This window comes from Burkholderia savannae (genome assembly GCF_001524445.2).
GTDB classification, from domain to species: domain Bacteria; phylum Pseudomonadota; class Gammaproteobacteria; order Burkholderiales; family Burkholderiaceae; genus Burkholderia; species Burkholderia savannae.
Genome location: NZ_CP013417.1, coordinates 2,854,253 through 2,874,562, shown reverse-complemented (window position 1 = coordinate 2,874,562; position 20,310 = coordinate 2,854,253). Strand labels below are relative to the sequence as shown.

Below are 20,310 nucleotides of genomic sequence, written 5' to 3'. Positions count from 1 at the left end.
GACCTGCGTTGGGGCCGGCCTGGTGAGGCAGGGGAGATGGGCCGCTGCGGCAGCGCGGAACAGGCATCGAGCCCCCGCCTTAGCGCCCCGCCGGCCGGATCGCCGGGCTCAGAACTCCACGACGACGAAATCTTCCTTGCCGACGTCGCACAGCGGGCAGCGCCAGCCGTCCGGAATGTCGGCGAAGCGGGTGCCGGCCGCGATGCCTTCGTCCGGCAAGCCGTCCGCTTCGTTATAGACCCAGCCGCAAATCAGGCAGACCCAGCTCTTGTATTCGACCACTTCGCTCATGTTGCACTCTTGAAGAACCATTGCATTCGACGTCGTCCGATCGCGCGAACGCGGCGCGTCGGGCGGCGAAAGGCGCAATGGTACCGGATTTGCCGCGAACGCCTGTCGGAGCGCGGCGCGGGGCGGGCGCGCCCGCGGCCTGCCCGCGGGCGTCGCGAGCCGGTGCGCCGGGCGTGCGCCGCCGGTCGGCCGGGCGTCCCGGAGCGGCGCCGAGCCCGCGGCGCGGCGGCGGTTCGCGGTGTATCCTTCGATGGCCTTTCAACCCCAAAGGAGAGAGCGATGCTCTACAACAAATGGCTGGCCGGCGCGTTCACCGCGGCCGCGCTCTTCGCGTCCGCCTCGGCGCACGCGGAAGCGAGGGTGTACTTCGTCGAGCCGACCGACGGTGCGTCCGTCTCGAACCCCGTTCACGTGAAATTCGGCCTCGAGGGCGATGTGGCGCTTCGGCCCGCGGGCGACATGACGCCCAACACCGGCCATCATCATCTGCTGATCGACGGCAAGCCCATTCCGAAGGGCGACGTGATCCCCGTCAGCGAGCGTTCGCTGCATTACGGCAAGGCTCAGACCGAAACCGACGTGAAGCTGCCGCCCGGCCGCCATACGCTGACGCTGCAGTTCGGCGACGGCGCGCACCGCTCGTACGGCCCGGAGCTGAGCCAGACGATCACGATCAACGTCCAGTAGGCCCATTCGGGCAGTCCGGCACGCGAGGGCCGCCGCGCCAGGCCCTCGCCGCCGCCGGGCGCCGCCGCGCGGCCCGTCGCACTAGGCCGTCGTGCCATCTCGGCGTCGCGCTCCGCCCCCGGTACAATGAGCGCTTCCGATTTTTCTCCGCCGTCCTCCCCATGTCGCTTTATTCCATCACCGGCGCGCAACTCGCGTTCGGCCACGTCGCGCTGCTCGATCACGCGGATTTCTCGCTCGAAGCCGGCGAGCGCGTCGGGCTCATCGGCCGCAACGGCGCCGGCAAGTCGTCGCTGCTCAAGATCGTCGCCGACCTCGCGAAGCCCGACGACGGGCTCGTCACGCGCCAGCAGAGCCTCGTGACGGTCTACGTGCCGCAGGAGCCGGAATTCGAGGCCGGGCAGACGGTGTTCGACGCGGTCGCATCGGGCCTCGCCGGAACGCGCGCGCTGCTCGCCGAGTACGACGAGATCGCGCACCGGCTCGCGGACACGCCCGAAGGCGCGGAGCACGACGCGCTGCTCGCGCGGATGAACGCGCTGCAGTCGTCGCTCGATGCGACGGACGCGTGGAGCTGGCGCACGCGGGTCGCGACGACGCTCGCGCAGATCGGCCTCGACGGCGACACGCAGGTCGACGCGCTGTCGGGCGGCATGCAGAAGCGCGCGGCGCTTGCGCGCGCGCTCGTCGTGCAGCCGGACGTGCTGCTCCTCGACGAACCGACCAACCACCTCGATTTCGACGGCATCCGCTGGCTCGAGGAACTGCTCGTCGCGCAGCGCGCGGGCCTGCTTTTCATCACGCACGACCGCGCGTTCCTCGATCGCGTGGCGACGCGCATCGTCGAGCTCGATCGCGGCCGCCTGCTGTCGTATCCGGGCAACTTCTCCGCGTACCAGGTCCGCAAGGCGCAGCAGCTCGAAGTGGAGCGGGTGGAGAACGAGAAGTTCGACAAGCTGCTCGCGCAGGAAGAGGTGTGGATCAGGAAAGGCGTCGAGGCGCGGCGCACGCGAAGCGTCGGCCGCATCGCGCGGCTCGAGCAGATGCGCAGCGAGCGCGCGGAGCGCCGCAACACGCAGGGCAACGTGAGGCTCGACGTCGCGCAGGGCGAGAAGTCGGGCAAGATCGTCGCGGAGCTGACCGACGTGACGAAGCGCTACGGCGAGCGCGCGGTCGTCGACCGCTTTTCGAGCACGCTGATGCGCGGCGACAAGATCGGCTTCGTCGGCCCGAACGGCGCGGGCAAGACGACGCTGCTCAAGCTGATCCTCGGCGAAATCAAGCCCGACGAAGGCACGGTGCGCACCGGCACGAACCTGCAGGTCGCGTACTTCGACCAGATGCGCGCGCAGCTCGATCCGGAAAAGAGCCTCGCCGACACGATCAGCCCGGGCAGCGAATGGGTCGAGATCGGCGGCGTGCGCAAGCACGTGATGAGCTATCTCGGCGATTTCCTGTTCGCGCCCGAGCGCGCGCGCTCGCCCGTCAAGTCGCTGTCGGGCGGCGAGCGCAACCGTCTGCTGCTCGCGCGCCTGTTCGCGCGGCCGGCGAACGTGCTCGTGCTCGACGAGCCGACCAACGATCTCGACATCCCGACGCTCGAGCTGCTCGAGGAACTGCTGACCGACTACGACGGCACGGTGCTGCTCGTCAGCCACGACCGCGCGTTTCTCGACAACGTCGTCACGTCGGTGATCGCGTCGGAGGGCAACGGCCAGTGGCGCGAATACGTCGGCGGCTTCACCGACTGGCAGATCCAGCGCGAGCGCGCGCAGCGGATCGCCGATGACGACGCGGGCAAGCGCGCGGCGAAGGAGCCCGCGGCCGCGAAGGACGACGCGCCGAAGAGCGCGGCGGGCCGCAACGCGCAGCGCACGGTCAAGCTGTCGTTCAACGAGCAGCGCGAGCTCGACGCGCTGCCGGAGCGGATCGCCGCGCTCGAGGCCGAGCAGAAGGCGGTCGGCGCGCAGCTCGAGGACGGCTCGATCTTCTCGAAGGACCCGCAGGAGGGCGCGCGCCTGACCGAGCGCTTCGCGGCGCTCGACGACGAGCTTCTCGCGGCGCTCGAGCGCTGGGAGGCGCTCGAAGCGAAACGTAAGCCTTCATGAGTTCGCCGTTGCGGAACCAGTAAAATACGCCGCGTTCCGGACGGGGCCCGCGCGGCGCGCCGCCCGCTTTCGAAGCAATCCGAGCACGCCATTGTTTCGACTCGAATTTTTATCGAATTCAACGTTTTGTCCACGACGTTATCCACACGAGTTGGGGATAACGTCAAGGTGAATGACGAACCTGAGCTTCTATGTCTACGAAAAAGCCCGCAGCGGCGTATAGCGAAGCATCGATCAAGGTGCTGAAGGGCCTCGAGCCCGTCAAGCAGCGGCCCGGCATGTACACGCGCACCGAGAATCCGCTGCACATCATCCAGGAAGTGATCGACAACGCGTCCGACGAGGCGTTGGGCGGTTACGGCAAGCAGATCACGGTCACGCTGCATCCCGACCAGTCGGTGTCCGTCGAGGACGACGGGCGCGGCATCCCGTTCGGGCTGCATCCGGAAGAGAAGGTGCCCGTCGTCGAAATCGTGTTCACGCGGCTGCACGCCGGCGGCAAGTTCGACAAGGCGAAGGGCGGCGCGTACACGTTCTCGGGCGGCCTGCACGGCGTCGGCGTGTCGGTGACGAACGCGCTCGCGACGCGGCTCGACGTGACGGTCTGGCGCGACGGCAAAGTCGCGCAGCTCGGCTTCGCCGACGGCGACGTCGTCAAGCCGCTCGCGACGCAAGGCGCGGGCCGCGGCGAGAAGAAATCCGGCACGCGCGTAACCGTGTGGCCGAATCCGAAGTATTTCGATTCGCCGAACCTGCCGACGGGCGAGCTGCAGCGGCTGCTGCGCTCGAAGGCGGTGCTCCTGCCGGGCGTCGAGGTCGTGCTCGTCAACGAGAAGACGGGCGAGCGGCAGAGCTGGAAATACGAAGACGGCCTGCGCGGTTATCTGCTCGACGAGATGAACGGCAGCGAGCTGCTGATTCCGCTGTTCGAAGGCGAGCGCTTCGCCGATTCGCGCTCGGGCGACGACACGTTCGCCGAGGGCGAGGGCGCGTCGTGGGTGGTCGCATGGAGCGAGGAAGGCTCGCTCGTGCGCGAGTCGTACGTGAACCTGATTCCGACGCCCGCGGGCGGCACGCACGAATCCGGCCTGCGCGACGGCCTCTATCAGGCGGTGAAGAGCTTCGTCGAGCTGCACAACCTGCAGCCGAAGGGCGTGAAGCTGCTCGCGGAAGACGTGTTCGCGCGCGTGTCGTTCGTGCTGTCGGCGAAGGTGCTCGATCCGCAGTTCCAAGGGCAGATCAAGGAGCGCCTGAACAGCCGCGACGCGGTGAAGCTCGTATCGTCGTTCACGTGCCCGGCGCTCGAGCTGTGGCTCAACCAGCACGTCGAGCACGGCAAGAAGCTGGCCGAGCTCGTGATCAGGCAGGCGCAGGCGCGCACGCGCGCGGGCCAGAAGGTCGAGAAGAAGAAGAGCTCCGGCGTCGCGGTGCTGCCCGGCAAGCTGACCGATTGCGAGACCGAGGACATCGCGCGCAACGAAATTTTCCTCGTCGAGGGCGATTCGGCGGGCGGTTCCGCGAAGATGGGCCGCGACAAGGAATACCAGGCGATCCTGCCGCTGCGCGGCAAGGTGCTCAACACATGGGAGACCGAGCGCGACCGCCTGTTCGCGAACAACGAGGTGCACGACATTTCGGTGGCGATCGGCGTCGATCCGCACGGCCCGGACGACAGCGTCGACCTGTCGAACTTGCGTTACGGCAAGATCTGCATCCTGTCGGACGCGGACGTCGATGGCGCGCACATCCAGGTGCTGCTGCTCACGCTGTTCTTCAAGCACTTCCCGCAACTGATCGAGCGCCGCCACGTGTTCGTCGCGCGGCCGCCGCTGTTTCGCGTCGACGCGCCCGCGCGCGGCAAGAAGCCCGCGCAGAAGCTCTACGCGCTCGACGAAGGCGAGCTCGAGGCGATTCTCGATAAGCTGCGCAAGGACGGCGTGCGCGAATCGCAATGGACGATCAGCCGCTTCAAGGGCTTGGGCGAGATGAGCGCCGAGCAGCTGTGGGACACGACGATGAATCCCGACACGCGCCGCTTGATGCCGATCGCGCTCGGCGACCTCGACTTCGAGTCGACCGTCGCGCAGATGACGATGCTGATGGGCAAGGGCGAGGCCGCCGCGCGCCGCAACTGGCTCGAGGAAAAGGGCAACGAAGTCGAAGCGGATATCTGAGCGCGGCCGGGCGCGCGCCCGGCTTCGCACGCATCGCATAAACGGACACGAAATCTAGATGGACGACAACACTCCCGATCTTTTCGCCGAGCCGGCCGCGCCCGAGGGCGATTTCCTGACGCTCGGCCGCTACGCGGAGCGCCAGTATCTCGACTACGCGGTGAGCGTCGTGAAGGGGCGCGCGCTGCCTGACGTGAGCGACGGCCAGAAGCCCGTGCAGCGCCGCATTCTTTACGCGATGAACGAGATGGGCCTCGGCGACAACGCGAAGCCGGTGAAGTCCGCGCGCGTCGTCGGCGACGTGCTCGGCAAGTACCACCCGCACGGCGACCAGTCCGCGTACGACGCGCTCGTGCGTCTCGCGCAGGATTTCTCGATGCGCTATCCGCTCATCGACGGCCAGGGCAACTTCGGCTCGCGCGACGGCGACGGCGCGGCGGCGATGCGCTACACCGAAGCGCGCCTCACGCCGATCGCGAAGCTCCTTCTCGACGAGATCGACGAGGGCACGGTCGACTTCATGCCGAACTACGACGGCTCGTTCGACGAGCCGAAGCTCTTGCCGGGCCGGCTGCCGTTCGTGCTGCTGAACGGCGCGTCGGGGATCGCCGTCGGCCTCGCCACCGAGATTCCGTCGCACAACCTGCGCGAAGTCGCGGCGGCCGCGGTCGCGCTGATCCGCCATCCCGCGCTGCCGCACGCGGAGCTGATGCAACTCGTGCCGGGGCCGGACTTTCCGGGCGGCGGCCAGATCATCTCGAGCGACGCGGAGATCTCCGCCGCGTACGAAATCGGCCGCGGCAGCCTGAAGGTGCGCGCGCGCTGGAAGATCGAGGATCTCGCGCGCGGCCAGTGGCAACTCGTCGTCACCGAATTGCCGCCGAGCACGTCGGGCCAGAAGGTGCTCGAGGAGATCGAGGAGCTGACGAACCCGAAGCTCAAGGCGGGCAAGAAGACGCTCACGCAGGAGCAGATCAACACGAAGAAGGCGATGCTCGACCTGCTCGACGCGGTGCGCGACGAGTCGGGCAAGGACGCGCCCGTGCGGCTCGTGTTCGAGCCGAAGACGCGCACGATCGACCAGACCGAATTCGTCAATTCGCTGCTCGCGCACACGAGCCTCGAATCGAACGCGACGCTCAATCTCGTGATGATCGGCGAGGACGGACGGCCCGCGCAAAAGGGGCTCGCGTCGATTCTCGGCGAATGGGTGCGGTTCCGCCAGGCCACCGTCACGCGGCGCTGCCGCCACCGGCTCGGCAAGGTGAACGACCGGATTCACATCCTCGAAGGGCGGATGATCGTCTTTTTGAACATCGACGAGGTGATCCGCATCATCCGCGAATCGGACGAGCCGAAGGCCGCGCTCATCAGTGCGTTCGGCCTCACCGAGCGGCAGGCCGAGGACATTCTCGAAATCCGTCTGCGCCAGTTGGCGCGGCTCGAGAAGATCAAGATCGAGAAGGAGCTCGAGGAGCTGCGCGCCGAGAAGGCGAAGCTCGAAGAGCTGCTCGCGAACGAAAGCGCGATGAAGCGGCTGATGATCAAGGAGATCGAGGCCGACGCGAAGCAGTACGGCGACGAGCGCCGCACGCTGATCCAGCAGGAGAAGCGCGCGACGTTCGAGGCGAAGGTGGTCGACGAGCCGGTGACGGTCGTCGTGTCGCAGAAGGGCTGGGTGCGCGCGCTGAAGGGCCATGGGCTCGACCCGGCGAGCTTCTCGTTCAAGGCGAGCGACGGCCTGTACGCGGCGTTCCAGTGCCGCACGCCCGACACGCTGATCGCGTGGGGCAGCACGGGGCGCGTGTATTCGGTGCCGGTCCAGGTGCTGCCGGGCGGGCGCGGCGACGGCGTGCCCGTCACGTCGCTGATCGAGCTCGAATCGGGCTCGCATCTGCTTCATTACTTCGCGGCGCCCGCCGAGCAGCCGTTGCTGCTCGCGTCGAGCAACGGCTTCGGCTTCATCGCGAAGGTTGGCGACATGGTGAGCCGCGTGAAGGCGGGCAAGTCGTTCATGACCATCGACGAAGGCGCGGCGCCGCTCGCGCCGATGCCGGTGCTGGCGGATGCGTCGCAGGTCGCGTGCCTGTCGAGCGGCGGGCGTCTGCTCGTGTTCGGCATGGACGAGATGAAGACGCTCGGCGGCGGCGGACGCGGCGTGATCCTGATGGCGCTCGATCCGAAGGAGACGCTCGTGCAGGCGCTCGCGATCGATGCGGCGGGCGTCGTGCTGACGGGCACGGGCCGCGGCGGCAAGGCGCAGGAAGAGGCGCTGGCGGCGCGCGCGCTCGAGCCGCACGTCGGCAAGCGGGCCCGCAAGGGGCGCGCGCCGGATACGAAGCTGAAGGTGAGCGGATTGCGCCCGGTGCTCGGCTGACGGGGCGCGGCGCGGGAGCGTGCGGCGGGGCCGCGTGCCCGCATCGAGATGCGGGCGCGGGGCCCGGCCGGATCGTCGGGTTTCGGCTTCGGAACGTTTCGGCGCCGTCGGGCGGCTTCGGGCTGCTTCGACGTCGGCGCAGTGCCGCGCGGCCGTGACGTCGGCCGCTGCGATGTCGACCGTCGCCGGAAATCGGCCGCTGTCGCGGGCATTCGGAATAGTTTGGTTGCTGGCGATTCGATCTTCGTTCGTCGTTCGTCGCATCGCGATCGACGGTCAGGTTTGTGGTTCAGGGCAGTAACGAGTACGCTGCTGCGAACGGCGAACGGCGAACGGCGAACGGCGAACGGCGAACGGCGAACGGCGAACGGCGAACGGCGAACCGCCGACCGCCGACCGCCGACCGCCGACCGCCAACCCTCTTCGTTCGTTATCCTTTGCGCACGATGTCGGCCATGGCGATCCGCGCGGCGGCGCACGTGTCGCGGCGTATCCGCAGCGCGTCAAGCGAATCGCACGCATCGTCGCAACGTCGACGAACCCGCAATCGACAAACGAAACGAACGAAACGCCGAAACGCCGAAGCGCCGTTCGACTAGAGCGGCGCACCCAAAAGCCGCAACCCGCGTGCATTGCGCTGAACCGTCGCGCGCCGCGGCTGTCGAATGCGCTCATCGTGTCGCGCGCCGTGCATCCGCGCGGCGCATCGGTCATCTGAAAACCGGAAAGAAAAGGTCCCCCTCATGTCTCACGCCATCGCCGTCGCTCTGTTTCTCCATCTGCTCGCGGTCGCGGTGTGGGTCGGCGGCATGGTGTTTGCGAACTTCTGTTTGCGTCCCGCGTTGTCCGATCTGTCGCCGCAACTGCGCCTGCCGCTCGTCGAAGCGGTATTCGGCCGCTTCTTCAACTGGGTCGCGGGCTCGGTGATCGTGATCCTGCTCACGGGCGGCTTCCTGCTCACGCAGTTCGGCGGCGCGCACGCGACGTGGCCGCTGCATGCGATGGCGGGGCTCGGCGTGGTGATGATGCTGATCTTCGGCCACATCCGCTTCGCGCTGTTCCCGCGCATCCGCCGCGCGGTGCAGGCGCAGAACTGGCCGGACGGCGCGCGCGCGGTGAATGCGGTGCGTCTCCTCGTGATCGTCAACCTCGTGCTCGGCGTCGTGACGATCGCCGCCGCGGTGCTGTCGCGCGGCTTCTGACTTTCGGCGTCCCCAGTCTTCGACGCGCGCGCACGCGGGGCGTTTGTTTCCCCGATGCGCGCGTCACGGCGCGAGCATCGTCTCCAGCAGCCATGAGCCGGCTGGTCCGAGCGGCCGGCCGCGCGACCACACGGCATCCACCGGCACGCGCCGCGGCCAGCCGCGCGCATTGAGCTCGACGAGCTGTTCGCGCGCGAAGTGTTCGACCATCCAGCGCGGCAACTCCGCCCAGCCGAAGCCCGCCACCGCCATTTCCAGCAACAGCAGATAGCTCGGCGCCGACCAGCAGCGCCGCCCCGCGACGAGCCCCGTTTCGATCCGCTCGCCGTGCGGCGCCACGTAGGTATTGAGGCGCAGCTCGCGTGCGTCGTGCAGCGCGGCGAGCGGTACTTCGGCGTCGCCGTACGCGGCGAACGGATGCTGCCGGCCGACGTAGAGCCCGATCTCCGAGCGCTCGGCGACCGTCGCCGCGCCGATGTCGGGCGGATAGGTGCTGCGCGCCGCCATCAGGCCGAGCTGCGCGCGGCCTTGCTGGATCAGGTCGAGCACGTCGTCGTGCTCGGCGATCTGACATTCGAACTCGAGCGTCGGAAAGCGGCGGTCGAGCGCCGCAAGCGTCTGCTCGTATCGGCTCGACTGATAGGTGTCCGACACGACGAGCGTGAGGCGCGCCTCCTCGCCGCCCGCAAGACGCGCGGCGACCTGATCGATCGCCTCGCTCGCCTCGAGCACGCGCTGCACTTCGGGCAACAGCGCGCGGGCCGCGTCGGTCAGCGTCGGCTGGCGCGTCGAGCGGTCGAACAGCGTGACGCCGAGGTCGATCTCGAGGTTCGCGATCGCTTCGCTGATCGTCGACTGCCGCTTGCCGAGCTTGCGCGCGGCGGCCGAAAACGAACCGAGGTTGGCGGCCTCGGCGAACGCGAGCAGCGCTTCGGGGGAGTGGCGCATCGCGCATGCTCCTTTGATATATCGGAAAAACCGATCATATCAAATTGGATTATTACGGTTAATCCGATGAAAATAGCGCCATCTCATTCACCGATGGAGCTTTTCATGCAAATGCAAATGACCAGGCACGTGCCGACGAAGACGCTGGCCGAGCGCGTCGTGCACGCGCTCGCGTTCGAAGTGACCGCGATCGCGATCTGCGCGCCGGTCGTCAGCTGGGTGCTCGGCCTGTCGCTCGTGCACGTCGGGGTGTTGACGGCGGCGGTATCCGTGATCGCGATGGTGTGGAACGTCGTGTTCAACGCGCTCTTCGAGCGGATCGAGCGCCGCTATCGTCTCGCGCGGACGTTCGCGGTGCGCGCGATGCATGCGATCGCGTTCGAACTCGGCCTCGTCGCGATGGCGCTGCCGCTCGCCGCATGGTGGCTCGGGATCAGTCTGCTCGAGGCGCTCTTGCTCGATTTCGGCATCCTGCTGTTCTTCCTGCCGTTCACGTTCCTGTTCAACCTCGGCTACGACCGTCTGCGTGCGCGCTGGATCGCGCAAAGGGCGGTGGCGTGGCGATGAACGGAATCCGATTCTTCTTCGATGGTCCCTTTCGAAAGCCGGCGCGACGCCGGCTTTTTCTTTTTGTGCAAGCGCGTCGCGGCGCGCTTCGTCGTAGGTGCCCGAGCGCGCGGCGCGGCTCGTCGCGGCGGCGCTCGCGATGAGCCTTTCCGTGCGCGAGCCGGCCGACTTCGGTGTTGCGCCGATCGCGGCCGTGCACGACATGAACTAGCTGCGCTTTCTCGACGCCGCGCATCGCGGGTGGAACATGATGCGGGAGGACTGGGGCGACGCAGTGATGTCGGAGGTGTTCGAGCGCGAACCGAACGCGCTGTGCTGCGCGGCGTGCTCGCGCGGGCGGGCCGCTATTTTGCCGACGGCAGTTGCCCCGTCGGCGCGGACACGTGGCGCGCGACGCATCGCCAAAGGCCGCGAAGCGGGAGGCGGGCGGCAGCGAAGCACAACGCAGCGAACGAAGGGGGAGACAAGTACGGCGCGACGCGAAACGCGACCGTGAAGCGAATCGACGACTCGAATCAACGACTCAAATCAGCAACTCAAATCAACAACGCGAAACCACGAGAAACAATAGATCGCGGAAAACCTCGGGCCGCATTCACCCATGCGCCGCGAGAATCAGCCAGCCGCCGCACGCGGCCGCGACCGCGCCGTATAGCGCATAGACGGGCACCTTGAATCGCGCGAGGCACAGCCAGGCGATCACGCCCGTCGCCCAATACACCGGCTCGACGGGCGTCTTCGCGACGAGCCGCACGGCCGCGATCGCGAGGAACGCGGTGGTGGCCGCGCGCAGCACGCGCATGCCGCTCGCGAAGCGCGGATGCAGCTTCAGGCGCTCGACGTGCCGCCGCGCGAAGATGACGAGGCAGCCGGACGGCACGAACAGCGCGACCGTCGACAGCAGCGCGCCGCGCCAGCCGTCCTCGAGATAGCCGAGAAACGGCACGACGTTCAGGAGCGGCCCGGGCGACACCGGCGACAGCGTGAACGCGAGCATGAAGTCCTGCTCGGTGATGCCCGTCGCGCGCGAGACGAACAGCGATTTCAGCACGGGCAGCGCGGAGAAGCCGCCGCCGAAGAGCGTCATGCCGGCGCCCGCGAGGCGCGGCCAGAATAGCGACGATTCGTATTCGATCGGCAGCGGCAGCGCGAACAGCGCGATCAGGACCGCCAGCGATACGAGGAGCCGCCATTCGCGCGCGGGCAGCGCGAGCCGCAGCGTCTCGCTGCTGCGGTGCCCGCCCGCGAGCCAGCCGACGGCGAACGCGGCGGTCAGGATCGCGACGAACGTGGCCGGGCTGTGCGCGAGCGCGAGGAGCACCGTCGCGAGCGCGGCGATCACGCGCTCGAGCGGCGCGTGCACCAGCGCGCGGATCTGCCTGAACCAGGTGAGCCCGATCAGCGCGGCGAGCACCATGCCGAAGTGATGCAGCAGCACGGGCGACGCGAGCGTGCGCACGAACGGCGTCTGGTAGAAGATCGCGAAGACCGTCATCGCCGCGAAGAACGGCAGCACGCTCGCGATGCCGGCGATCCACGCGCCGGCGTGGCCGCGCAGCGCGTGCCCGACCTGAACCGCGACGTTGCAGCCGACGGGGCCGGGCATCATCCACGCGAGCGCGACGAGATCGGCGAACGAAAGCGGATCGATACGCCGCTCATGGTTGACGTAATGCTGCTCGAGCTGAGCTATCATCGCAAGACCGCCCCACGACACGGCGGAAACGCCTGTCACGGTCTTGAACAATGCCCATAGCGATTCTCGCTCGCCGCAACACGCGGCCTCCACGCTTGCGATTGTCATGCTGATGTCCAAGTGCGGTCGTGGACGCACCCGCGGCCACATGTGCGTCGCACGTTCCATTGTGCACTCGGAAAACCGGTAGTTGTATGAGCGAAAACGAGTACGCACCGGGCGCGCGGCGCAAACGAGGGTGCGGTGTTTAGTCGCCGCCCGTCGATTGTTTAGCGGTGCTCGCGATATCCCGGCGCAGCGGGGAAGCGCTGTCGCCGCCGCATACGCCGAAGCGCGCGAGAAGGGCCGGAATGCCGTCGGCGGGCACCGGCCGGGAGAACAGGAAGCCTTGCGCCTCGATCCGGCCGAGCGCGGTGAGCCAGGCGATCTGCTCCTCGGTTTCCGTTCCCTCGACGACGACCGTGAGGCCGAGCGAGCGTGCGAGGTGCACGATCGACGACACCATCACGCAGACGCTGCGGTCGGCCGGGATCGCCTGGATGAACGAGCGGTCGACCTTCAGCGTGTCGACCGAGAAGCGGTGCAGGTACGACAGCGACGAATAGCCGGTGCCGAAATCGTCGAGCGCGACGCGGATGCCGAGCTTCTTCAGCGCGACGATCTTCTCCGACACGAGCTCAGGGTATTCCATCATCGCGGTCTCGGTGATCTCGAGCTCGAGGCGGCGCGCCTCGATCCCGGTCTCGACGAGCGCGCGCGAGATCGTCTCGATCAGGTCGCCGCGCCAGAACTGCACGGGCGAGATGTTGACGGCGAGCGTGAGCTTGTCGTGGCCTTCGTTGCGCCAGCGCGCAAGCTGCTCGCACGCGGTGCGGATCACGAAATCGCCGATCGGCACGATGAGTCCGGTCGATTCGGCGATCGAAATGAATTCGTTCGCGGAGATCACGCCGTGTTCCGGATGGTCCCAGCGCACGAGCGCCTCGAAGCCGGTGATGCAGCGGTACGTGAGGTCGATCTTCGGCTGGTACGCGAGGAACAACTGCCCGTCCGCCAGCGCGACGCGCAACTGCTGTTCCCAGCGCATCAGGTGATCCGCGCGATGCGACAGATGCGGCGCGTAGAACTGATAGCAGTTCTTGCCCGCGTCCTTCGCGCTGTACATCGCGAGGTCCGCCTTTTTCAGCAGGTCGATCTCGCTTTCGTTCTCCACCGAATGCAGCGCGATGCCGATGCTCGCGTGCAGCACGAACGAGCTGCCGCGCACGTCGAACGGCTCGGCGAACATCCGCACGATCGCCTCCGCGAGGCGCTCGGCGCGCCGCTCGACGTCGTCGCCCTTCACGACGACGACGAACTCGTCGCCGCCGATGCGCGCGAGCGCGCCTTCGTTCACGACCGCGTCGGACAGGCGCGCGGCCGTCATCTGCAGCACGATGTCGCCGGCGTTGTGGCCGAGCGTGTCGTTGACGGTCTTGAAGTTGTCGAGATCGATGAAGAGAATCGCGAGCCGCGACAGGTTCGACGGCAGCGCGACGTCGTTGCGCAGGCTGCGCAGCGTCGCGTAGCGGTTCGCGAGGCCGGTGAGCAGATCGAATTCGGCGAGCTGGGTCATCTCGCGCTCGCGGCCGAGCAGCTTGCCGATCAGGCCCGTCGCGACGCCGAAGAACGCGAGCATCGCGAGCGTGATGAAGCTCGTCATCAGCAGATAGACGTTGCGCGTGTGGTGGTAGTCGGCGAGCTCGTCCGCCTGCGACAGGCCGACCATCACGCCGAGCGGGTAGCCGTCGAGATGGCGGTACGACACGATGCGCACGATGCTGTCGATCGGATCGACGTAGGTGCCCGACGCGCGCTCGGACACCGGATACACGCCCGACGCGGAGAACGTGCCGGGCACCTTCTGCGCGGAGCCCGTGCTGCGCGCGAGCACGGCGCCCGTGTCGGAGATCACGGCGATCACGCCGTCCTTGCCGAGCGTCGCGTTGTTGTAGAAGTCGTTCGTGAAGTAGGTCGGGTCCTCGGACACGACGACGACCCCGGCGAACGAGCCGTCCGGATGGTTCAGGCGCCGCGTCATCTGCAGCGTCCAGTGCCGGGACACGCGGCCGAGCACCGGCTTGCTGATGTACAGATCGTCGTCGTTGCGGTGCGCGTGCACCTTGAAGTGCTCGCGGTCGGACAGGTCGATCGGCTTCGGATGCGGGTCGGCCGTGTTCGCGGTCAGCCGGCCGCGCGCGTCGAGGAGCGACACCTGGATCAGCGTGTCGCTCGGCACGACGCCTTTCTCGACGGTGCTCGCGAGATTGAAGTGCGCGGGCGACTTCTCGAACTCGTACTTGACGAAGCGGGTGATCTGGTCGACCTGATGGATCGCCTTGACCGTGTGCTGCTCGAGCGCGGTCGACAGGATCGCGGCCGACGCCGCGGCCTCGCGGTACGCGCTTTCCTTCTCGACGGACAGACGCGCGATGATGGCTACCCACAGCAGCGCGAGCGCGAGCGTGCCGAGGAGCGGGATCGCGAACAACGCGCGGCGGCGGCGCGACTTGCGTGTCGCGCGCACCGGCCGCGCGGCGCGGGCGGCGTGTGACCGGGACGAACTCATCGGACGAAACGTGTCCTTGCGCGCATGGGCGATCCGACAGGATAACCGAGTAAACGGGCCGATAAAGAAGACAATAGACGAGGCCCGATATTACTGAATGGTCAGTCTTTAATTTAGCGCGGCCAGGATATCGCTAACCGGGTGAGGAGGGGATCGGTCCCGCGCGCGGCCCGCGCGGAACCGGCCGCGCGGCGGGCGCGGCCGGGTGAACGCGCGGCCTACCGCAGCCGGATGCGGCCGTCGACGAGCGTGACCGCGGCGCCGCCGATCCAGATCTTGCCCGCGTCGTCGTCGTAATCGACCGCGATGCGGCCGTCGCGGCCGAGCGCGGTGCCCTGGCGCGCGGTGTAGCTGCGCCCCGGGCGGCGCCCGGCCTGCGCGAGGAGGCCCGCGATCGCAGCGTTCGCGCTGCCCGTCACGGGGTCTTCGCCTGCGGCGAACGCGTCGCCCGTCATCAGGCAGCGGACTTCGAACGTCGCCGGGCCGTCGGCCGGATGCGGGCCGTATGCGGCGAGGCCGCCCGCGCCTAGCGCGGCGGCGATCGGCGCGAGCGCCTCGCGGTCGGGGGCGAGCGCGAGGCAGTCGGCCGCCGACGCGAGCCGCACGACGAGCCACGGCGCGCCGTTGTCGACCGCCTGCGGCGGCGCGCCGAAATCGATCGCGCCCGTGCGCAGCGCGGCCGTGAGCGCCGGCCAGTCGCGCTCGGGCAGCGGCGTCACGCGCGCGGGCGGCGCGGCGAACGCCCAGCCGCCGTCGCGCCGCGCGAGCTCGACGAGCCCCGCGCCGCATTGCTGGACGAGCCGCCCGGGCGTCTTCGGCTGCCCGCCCGCGTCGAGAAACGCGTGCGCGGCGCCGAGCGTCGGGTGGCCCGCGAACGGCAACTCGCCGCCCGGCGTGAAGATCCGCACGCGGTAGTCGGCGGCGGGATCGGTCGGCGCGACGAGGAACGCGGTCTCGGACAGGTTCGTCCAGCGCGCGATCTCGAGCATGCCGGCGTCGCAGAGCGCGTGCGCGTCGAATACGACGGCGAGCGGATTGCCCTTGAACGGCACCGACGTGAACACGTCGACCTGCTTGAAGCGCACCGTCACGGTGCCGGCAGCGGCGGCCATCGCGTTACGCGACTTCGGCGATCAGCTCGATCTCGACGCACGCGCCGAGCGGGATCTGCGCGACGCCGAACGCCGAGCGCGCATGCTTGCCCGCGTCGCCGAACACTTCGGCGATCAGCTCCGACGCGCCGTTCGTCACGATGTGCTGCTCGGTGAACTCGAGCGTCGAGTTGACGAGGCTCATCACCTTGACGATGCGCTTGACCTTGTTCAAGTCGCCGGTGTGCGCGTGCAGCGTCGCGAGCAGGTCGATCGCGACCGCGCGAGCGGCTTGCTTGCCTTGCTCCGTCGTCACGTCGTGGCCGAGCTTGCCGGCCCACACCTTGCCGTCCTTCTTCGCGATGTGGCCGGACAGATAGACGGTGTCGCCGGATTGCGCGCTCATCACGTAGGCGGCGGCGGGCGCACCCGCGACCGGCAGCTCGATGCCGAGATCCTTCAGTTTGTCGTAGACGTTTGCCATCTGATTCCTATCCTCGTGAGTCAATCGTGAAATCGTGAATGTGTGAACGAACGAGAAGCGTCACAGGCGCTCGCGCAGCAGCTTGCCGAGCCGCGCGATGCCTTCCTCGATCTGCTCCGGCGGCACCGTGACGAACGACAGCCGCAGCGTGTTCTTCTGCGCGTCGCTCGCGAAGAACGGCGCGCCCGGCACGAACGCGACGTTGTTCGCCACCGCCGCCTCGAGGAGCTGCATGCTGTCGATCTGCGCGGGCAGCGTCACCCAGATGAACATGCCGCCCTCCGGGCGGTTCCAGCTCACGCCTTGCGGCATGTGCCGGGCGAGCGACGCGAGCATCGCTTCGCATTGCGCGGCGTAGAGCTTGCGGATCGTCGGGATGTGCTCGTCGAGGAAGCCGTCGCGGATCACCTCGTACGCGATGCGTTGCGTGAGCGACGGCGTGTGCAGGTCCGTTGCCTGCTTCGCCTGCACGAGCTTGAAGTGCAGCTCCTCGGGCGCAATGATATAGCCGATCCGAAGGCCGGGTGCGAGCACCTTCGAGAACGTGCCGAGGTGGACGACGTGATCGGGCGCCATCGACAGCATCGTCGGCAGCGGTTCGCCCGCATAGTTGAGCGCGCCGTACGGATCGTCCTCGAGCACCGGGAACGGGCTCGTCTGCGCGAACGCGGCGAGCGCGCGGCGGCGCTCGACGGGCAAGCGGCGGCCGGTCGGATTCTGGAAATTCGGTTGCGCGTACAACAGGCGCGCGTCCTTCGTGAGCTCGGGCGTGAGCCCGTCGGGCACGAGGCCCGCGTCGTCGGTCGGCACCTGCACGTAGGTCGGCTCGAAGAGCGAGAACGACTGCAGCGCGCCGAGGTAGGTCGGCGTCTCGACGAGCACGCGGCTCGCCGGATCGATCAGCGCTTTGCCGAGCAGATCGAGCGCCTGCTGCGAGCCCGTCGTGACAAGCACCTGCGTCGCGCGCACGCGATAGCGCTCGGCGATCCACTCGCGCAGCGGCAGGAAGCCTTCCGTCGCGCTGTATTGCAGCGCGGCGGCGGGCGAGTCGCGCAGCACGCGGTCGGCGGCTTCGCGCATGCGCTCGGCGGGGAAGGTCGCGGGCGACGGCAGGCCGCCCGCGAACGAGATCACCTCGGGGCGCTCGGTCACTTTCAGGATCTCGCGGATCGCCGAGCTCGTGAGCTTGCGTGCGCGTTCGGACAGGGCCCAGTGGGGCGGCTTGAGATCGCTCGGATTCATGGTCTCCTCGGTCGGTATCGTGGGTCGTGAATGAAAGGGGCGATTATCGCTCGTCAAATCAGGCCGCGCGAGCGGGCTGCGGCGCGGTGCTCACGGCGGCGCGGCGGCCGAGCACGACGGTCGCGATCACGGCGGCGGCGAACAGCCAGGTCGACGAGGAAACGGTTTCGCCGAAGCAGAGCGCCGAGAACGCGATCGTGAAGAAGATCTGCAGGAGCTGCACCTGGCCCACGCGCGCGGTGCCGCCCATCGCGAGGCCCGCGTACCAAGCGAAGAAGCCGACGAACTGCGAGAACAGCGTCACATAGCCGAACGCGAGCCACACGCGCGGCGACACCGGGCCCGGGTGCGCCGCGTGGTGCGCCCACGCGAGCCAGCCGACGGGCAGCACGAGCAACGGCGCGGACACGACGAGCGCCCAGCAGATCACCTGCCATCCGCCGATCTCGCGCGCGAGGCGCGCGCCTTCCGCGTAGCCGAGCGCGCCGAGGCCGACCGCGACGAGCATCAGCAGGTCGCCCCGCTGCAGCGCGCCGCCGCCGTCGCGCAGCGCGTACGCGACGACGAGCGCGCTGCCCACGACGGCGCTCGCCCAGAACGCTTTCGACGGCCGCTCGCGCGACAGCCACGCCGCATACAACGCGACGAGAAGCGGCTGCAGACCGTTGACGACCGCGCCGTGCGAGGCGGGCACGGTCTTCATCGCCCATGCGGAAAACACCGGGTACGCGACGATCACGCCCGCCGACACGACGGCGAGGCTCTTGAACTGCGCGCGGCTCGGCACGCGCTCGCGGCGCAGCCACAGCAGCAGCCCGGCCGGCACCGCGGCGGCGAGCGCGCGGCCGAGGCCGTTCAGGAGCGGATGGAGCTCGGTGACGACGATGCGCGTCATCGGCAGCGTCAGGCTGAAGATCATCACGCCGATCAGGCCGAGCAGCATGCCGCGTGTTTCGCGCGAATTCATGAGGGGGCTCCGTGGTCGCGAGTGGTTGTCATGAGCGGTTGTAGTGAGCGGGAAGCGGGGCGGGCGCACGCGTGAGCGCAGCGTGCCCGCCGGCGTGTCGAATTCGACCGCGAGCGCGGGCGCATCGCCCGTCTCGACGCCGATCAGGTGCGCCGTGCCCGGCCGGAAGTCGGAACCGGTTTTTCGGGCGCGCGTGCGTCACCGCGTCGCATCGCCGTCGAAAAAACTGTAATCGCAGGGGCCAGCACAGTAACGGTACAATCGCCGCGATACTCTTCGGTACAGTTGGAGGCCCGCGATGTCCACCGTCCCGCTCGCGCAGATTCCCGCGCCGCACGATACCGCGACGCTCACGCTCGTCGACCAGCTCGTGCAGTGGGCGCGCCGCCGGATCGACGAGCGCGTGTTCCGGCCCGGCATGCGGATGCCGTCGATCCGCAAGCTCGCGATCGACAAGAGCGTGTCGCGTTTCACGGTCGTCGAAGCCTACGAGCGGCTCGTCGCGCAGGGCTATCTCGATTCGCGGCGCGGCTCCGGCTTCTACGTGCGCGAGCGCGCGCCGGGGCCGCCGCCCGTTGCGGCGGGCGGCGGGCGGGCGCAGCCCGTGCACAACACGATCGACGTCGTCTGGCTGCTGCGCAACATGCTGCATACGGTCAGCCCGGAAAAGGGGCCGGGGCTCGGCTACCTGCCGAGCCGCTGGCTCGACGGCGAGCTGATCACGAGCGCGTTGCGCGCGCTCGGCCGGCAGTCCGGCGCGCAGATGCTCGGCTTCGGCAGCGCTCAGGGCTTCCTGCCGCTGCGCCAGCAGCTGCAGACGCGCCTGGCCGAAATCGAGATCGGCGCGACGCCCGAGCAGCTCGTGCTCGTGTCCGGCATCACGCAGGCGATCGACCTCATCGCGCGCCACTGCGTGCGGCCGGGGGACGCGGTGATCGTCGGCGATCCGGCCTGGTTCCAGATGTTCGGCCGCTTCGCGTCGCAGGGCGCGCAGCTCGTCGGGATGCCGTACACGCCGGACGGCCCCGATCTCGACGCGCTCGAGAATCTCGTGCAGATGTGGCGCCCGAAGATGCTCGTGATCAACTCGGTGCTGCACAACCCGACGGGCACGTCGCTGTCGGCCGCGCAGGCGTTCCGGATACTGAAGCTCGCGGAGGCGTACGATTTTCTCGTCGTCGAGGACGACGTCTACGGCGATCTGTGCCCGCCGAGCTATCCGGCGACGCGCATGGCGAGCCTCGATCAGCTAAAGCGCGTGATCTTCCTCGGCAGCTATTCGAAGACGCTCGCGGCGAACCTGCGGGTCGGCTACATTGCATGCGCGCCGGAGCTCGCGAAGGCGCTGACCGACCAGAAGATGCTCGTCGGAATGACGACGCCCGAGCTCAACGAGCGCGTGCTGTACAAGGTGCTGACGGAAGGGCACTACCGGCGCCACGTCGAGCGGCTGCGCGCGCGGCTCGACGGCGTGCGCGACAAGACCGCGCGGATGCTCGAGCGCAGCGGGATGCGGCTCTTCACGATGCCGGCGGCGGGGATGTTCCTGTGGGCCGACACGAGCGTCGATTCGGACGCGCTCGCCGCGGCCGCGCACGAGGAGGGCTTCCTGCTCACGCCTGGGAGCCTGTTCTCGCCGCAGCAGTCGCCGTCGACGTGGACGCGCTTTAACGTCGCGAACTGCGGCGATCCGGCGTTGCCCGCGTTCCTCGGCCGCTATCTCGACGGCGTGAACCGCCGCGCCTCTTGAAATTCCGTCGAGCGCCCCAACTTGGGGCGCGGTCGAGCGTCGCGAAAGTGTGATGACGCCGCGCGCCGGCTCCTTTGGGGTCGTGAATCGAAAACGTCTGTCGTAATTGACGCAATCA

15 protein-coding genes and 1 pseudogene are annotated in these 20,310 nt (G+C 68.4%); 8 read left to right on the top strand and 8 right to left on the bottom strand.

From position 1 onward, the window contains the following. Window positions 1-108: 108 nt before the first annotated feature. Window positions 109-291, bottom strand: coding sequence for a rubredoxin (locus tag WS78_RS14140; protein ID WP_038748749.1), 183 nt, complete (start codon window positions 289-291; stop codon window positions 109-111). 279 nt (window positions 292-570) lie between these two features. Here WS78_RS14140 and WS78_RS14135 point away from each other — a divergent pair, with 279 nt between their 5' ends. The 5 genes from WS78_RS14135 to WS78_RS14115 all read left to right on the top strand — a co-directional run bounded on the left by WS78_RS14135 (window position 571) and on the right by WS78_RS14115 (window position 8,839). Continuing rightward, the gene (locus WS78_RS14135) at window positions 571-978 is read left to right on the top strand and encodes a DUF4399 domain-containing protein (RefSeq protein ID WP_038748730.1); all 408 of its coding nucleotides are present in this window, start codon (window positions 571-573) and stop codon (window positions 976-978) included. Window positions 979-1,139: 161 nt separating this feature from the next. Further along, complete coding sequence (locus tag WS78_RS14130) at window positions 1,140-3,086, top strand: ATP-binding cassette domain-containing protein (protein WP_038748728.1); 1,947 nt, start codon at window positions 1,140-1,142, stop codon at window positions 3,084-3,086. Between the two features lie 191 nt (window positions 3,087-3,277). After that, on the top strand, window positions 3,278-5,260 hold the full coding sequence (locus WS78_RS14125; protein ID WP_059574712.1) for a DNA topoisomerase IV subunit B: 1,983 nt from the start codon (window positions 3,278-3,280) through the stop codon (window positions 5,258-5,260). A 58-nt stretch (window positions 5,261-5,318) separates the two neighbouring features. After that, the gene (gene parC / locus WS78_RS14120) at window positions 5,319-7,637 is read left to right on the top strand and encodes a DNA topoisomerase IV subunit A (RefSeq protein WP_059574710.1); all 2,319 of its coding nucleotides are present in this window, start codon (window positions 5,319-5,321) and stop codon (window positions 7,635-7,637) included. 743 nt (window positions 7,638-8,380) lie between these two features. After that, on the top strand, window positions 8,381-8,839 hold the full coding sequence (locus tag WS78_RS14115; protein ID WP_038748723.1) for a CopD family protein: 459 nt from the start codon (window positions 8,381-8,383) through the stop codon (window positions 8,837-8,839). A gap of 63 nt (window positions 8,840-8,902) precedes the next feature. On the opposite strand, the gene WS78_RS14110 is transcribed toward WS78_RS14115, so the two are convergent. After that, window positions 8,903-9,787 (bottom strand): LysR family transcriptional regulator, encoded by an 885-nt coding sequence (locus tag WS78_RS14110; RefSeq protein ID WP_059574708.1) that lies wholly within the window; start codon window positions 9,785-9,787, stop codon window positions 8,903-8,905. A 105-nt stretch (window positions 9,788-9,892) separates the two neighbouring features. Between WS78_RS14110 and WS78_RS14105 the strand changes: the two genes are divergently transcribed. Continuing rightward, window positions 9,893-10,354: a multidrug/biocide efflux PACE transporter gene (locus WS78_RS14105; RefSeq protein ID WP_038748747.1), complete on the top strand. Its 462-nt coding sequence runs from the start codon at window positions 9,893-9,895 to the stop codon at window positions 10,352-10,354. 97 nt (window positions 10,355-10,451) lie between these two features. Next, window positions 10,452-10,810, top strand: a pseudogene (locus WS78_RS37585) (histone deacetylase family protein); the annotation flags it as partial. A gap of 139 nt (window positions 10,811-10,949) precedes the next feature. Here WS78_RS37585 and WS78_RS14095 read toward each other — a convergent pair. From WS78_RS14095 to WS78_RS14070, 6 genes are all read right to left on the bottom strand, one after another. Continuing rightward, window positions 10,950-12,158 carry a chromate transporter gene (locus tag WS78_RS14095; protein WP_059574706.1) on the bottom strand — a complete coding sequence of 403 codons (1,209 nt, stop codon included), beginning with the start codon at window positions 12,156-12,158 and terminating at the stop codon, window positions 10,950-10,952. Window positions 12,159-12,297: 139 nt separating this feature from the next. Then, the gene (locus WS78_RS14090; protein ID WP_059574704.1) at window positions 12,298-14,658 is read right to left on the bottom strand and encodes a bifunctional diguanylate cyclase/phosphodiesterase; all 2,361 of its coding nucleotides are present in this window, start codon (window positions 14,656-14,658) and stop codon (window positions 12,298-12,300) included. A 218-nt stretch (window positions 14,659-14,876) separates the two neighbouring features. After that, entirely contained in the window at window positions 14,877-15,770 is an 894-nt protein-coding gene (locus WS78_RS14085; protein ID WP_038748716.1) for a PhzF family phenazine biosynthesis protein, read from the bottom strand. 4 nt (window positions 15,771-15,774) lie between these two features. Continuing rightward, complete coding sequence (locus tag WS78_RS14080) at window positions 15,775-16,233, bottom strand: RidA family protein (RefSeq protein ID WP_038748714.1); 459 nt, start codon at window positions 16,231-16,233, stop codon at window positions 15,775-15,777. Window positions 16,234-16,293: 60 nt separating this feature from the next. Continuing rightward, entirely contained in the window at window positions 16,294-17,475 is a 1,182-nt protein-coding gene (locus WS78_RS14075; protein WP_038748712.1) for an aminotransferase-like domain-containing protein, read from the bottom strand. Between the two features lie 58 nt (window positions 17,476-17,533). Then, window positions 17,534-18,442, bottom strand: a complete 909-nt coding sequence (locus WS78_RS14070) for a DMT family transporter (protein ID WP_038748710.1) — start codon at window positions 18,440-18,442, stop codon at window positions 17,534-17,536. Window positions 18,443-18,740: 298 nt separating this feature from the next. Between WS78_RS14070 and WS78_RS14060 the strand changes: the two genes are divergently transcribed. Next, entirely contained in the window at window positions 18,741-20,192 is a 1,452-nt protein-coding gene (locus WS78_RS14060; RefSeq protein WP_059574701.1) for an aminotransferase-like domain-containing protein, read from the top strand. Window positions 20,193-20,310: the final 118 nt, after the last annotated feature.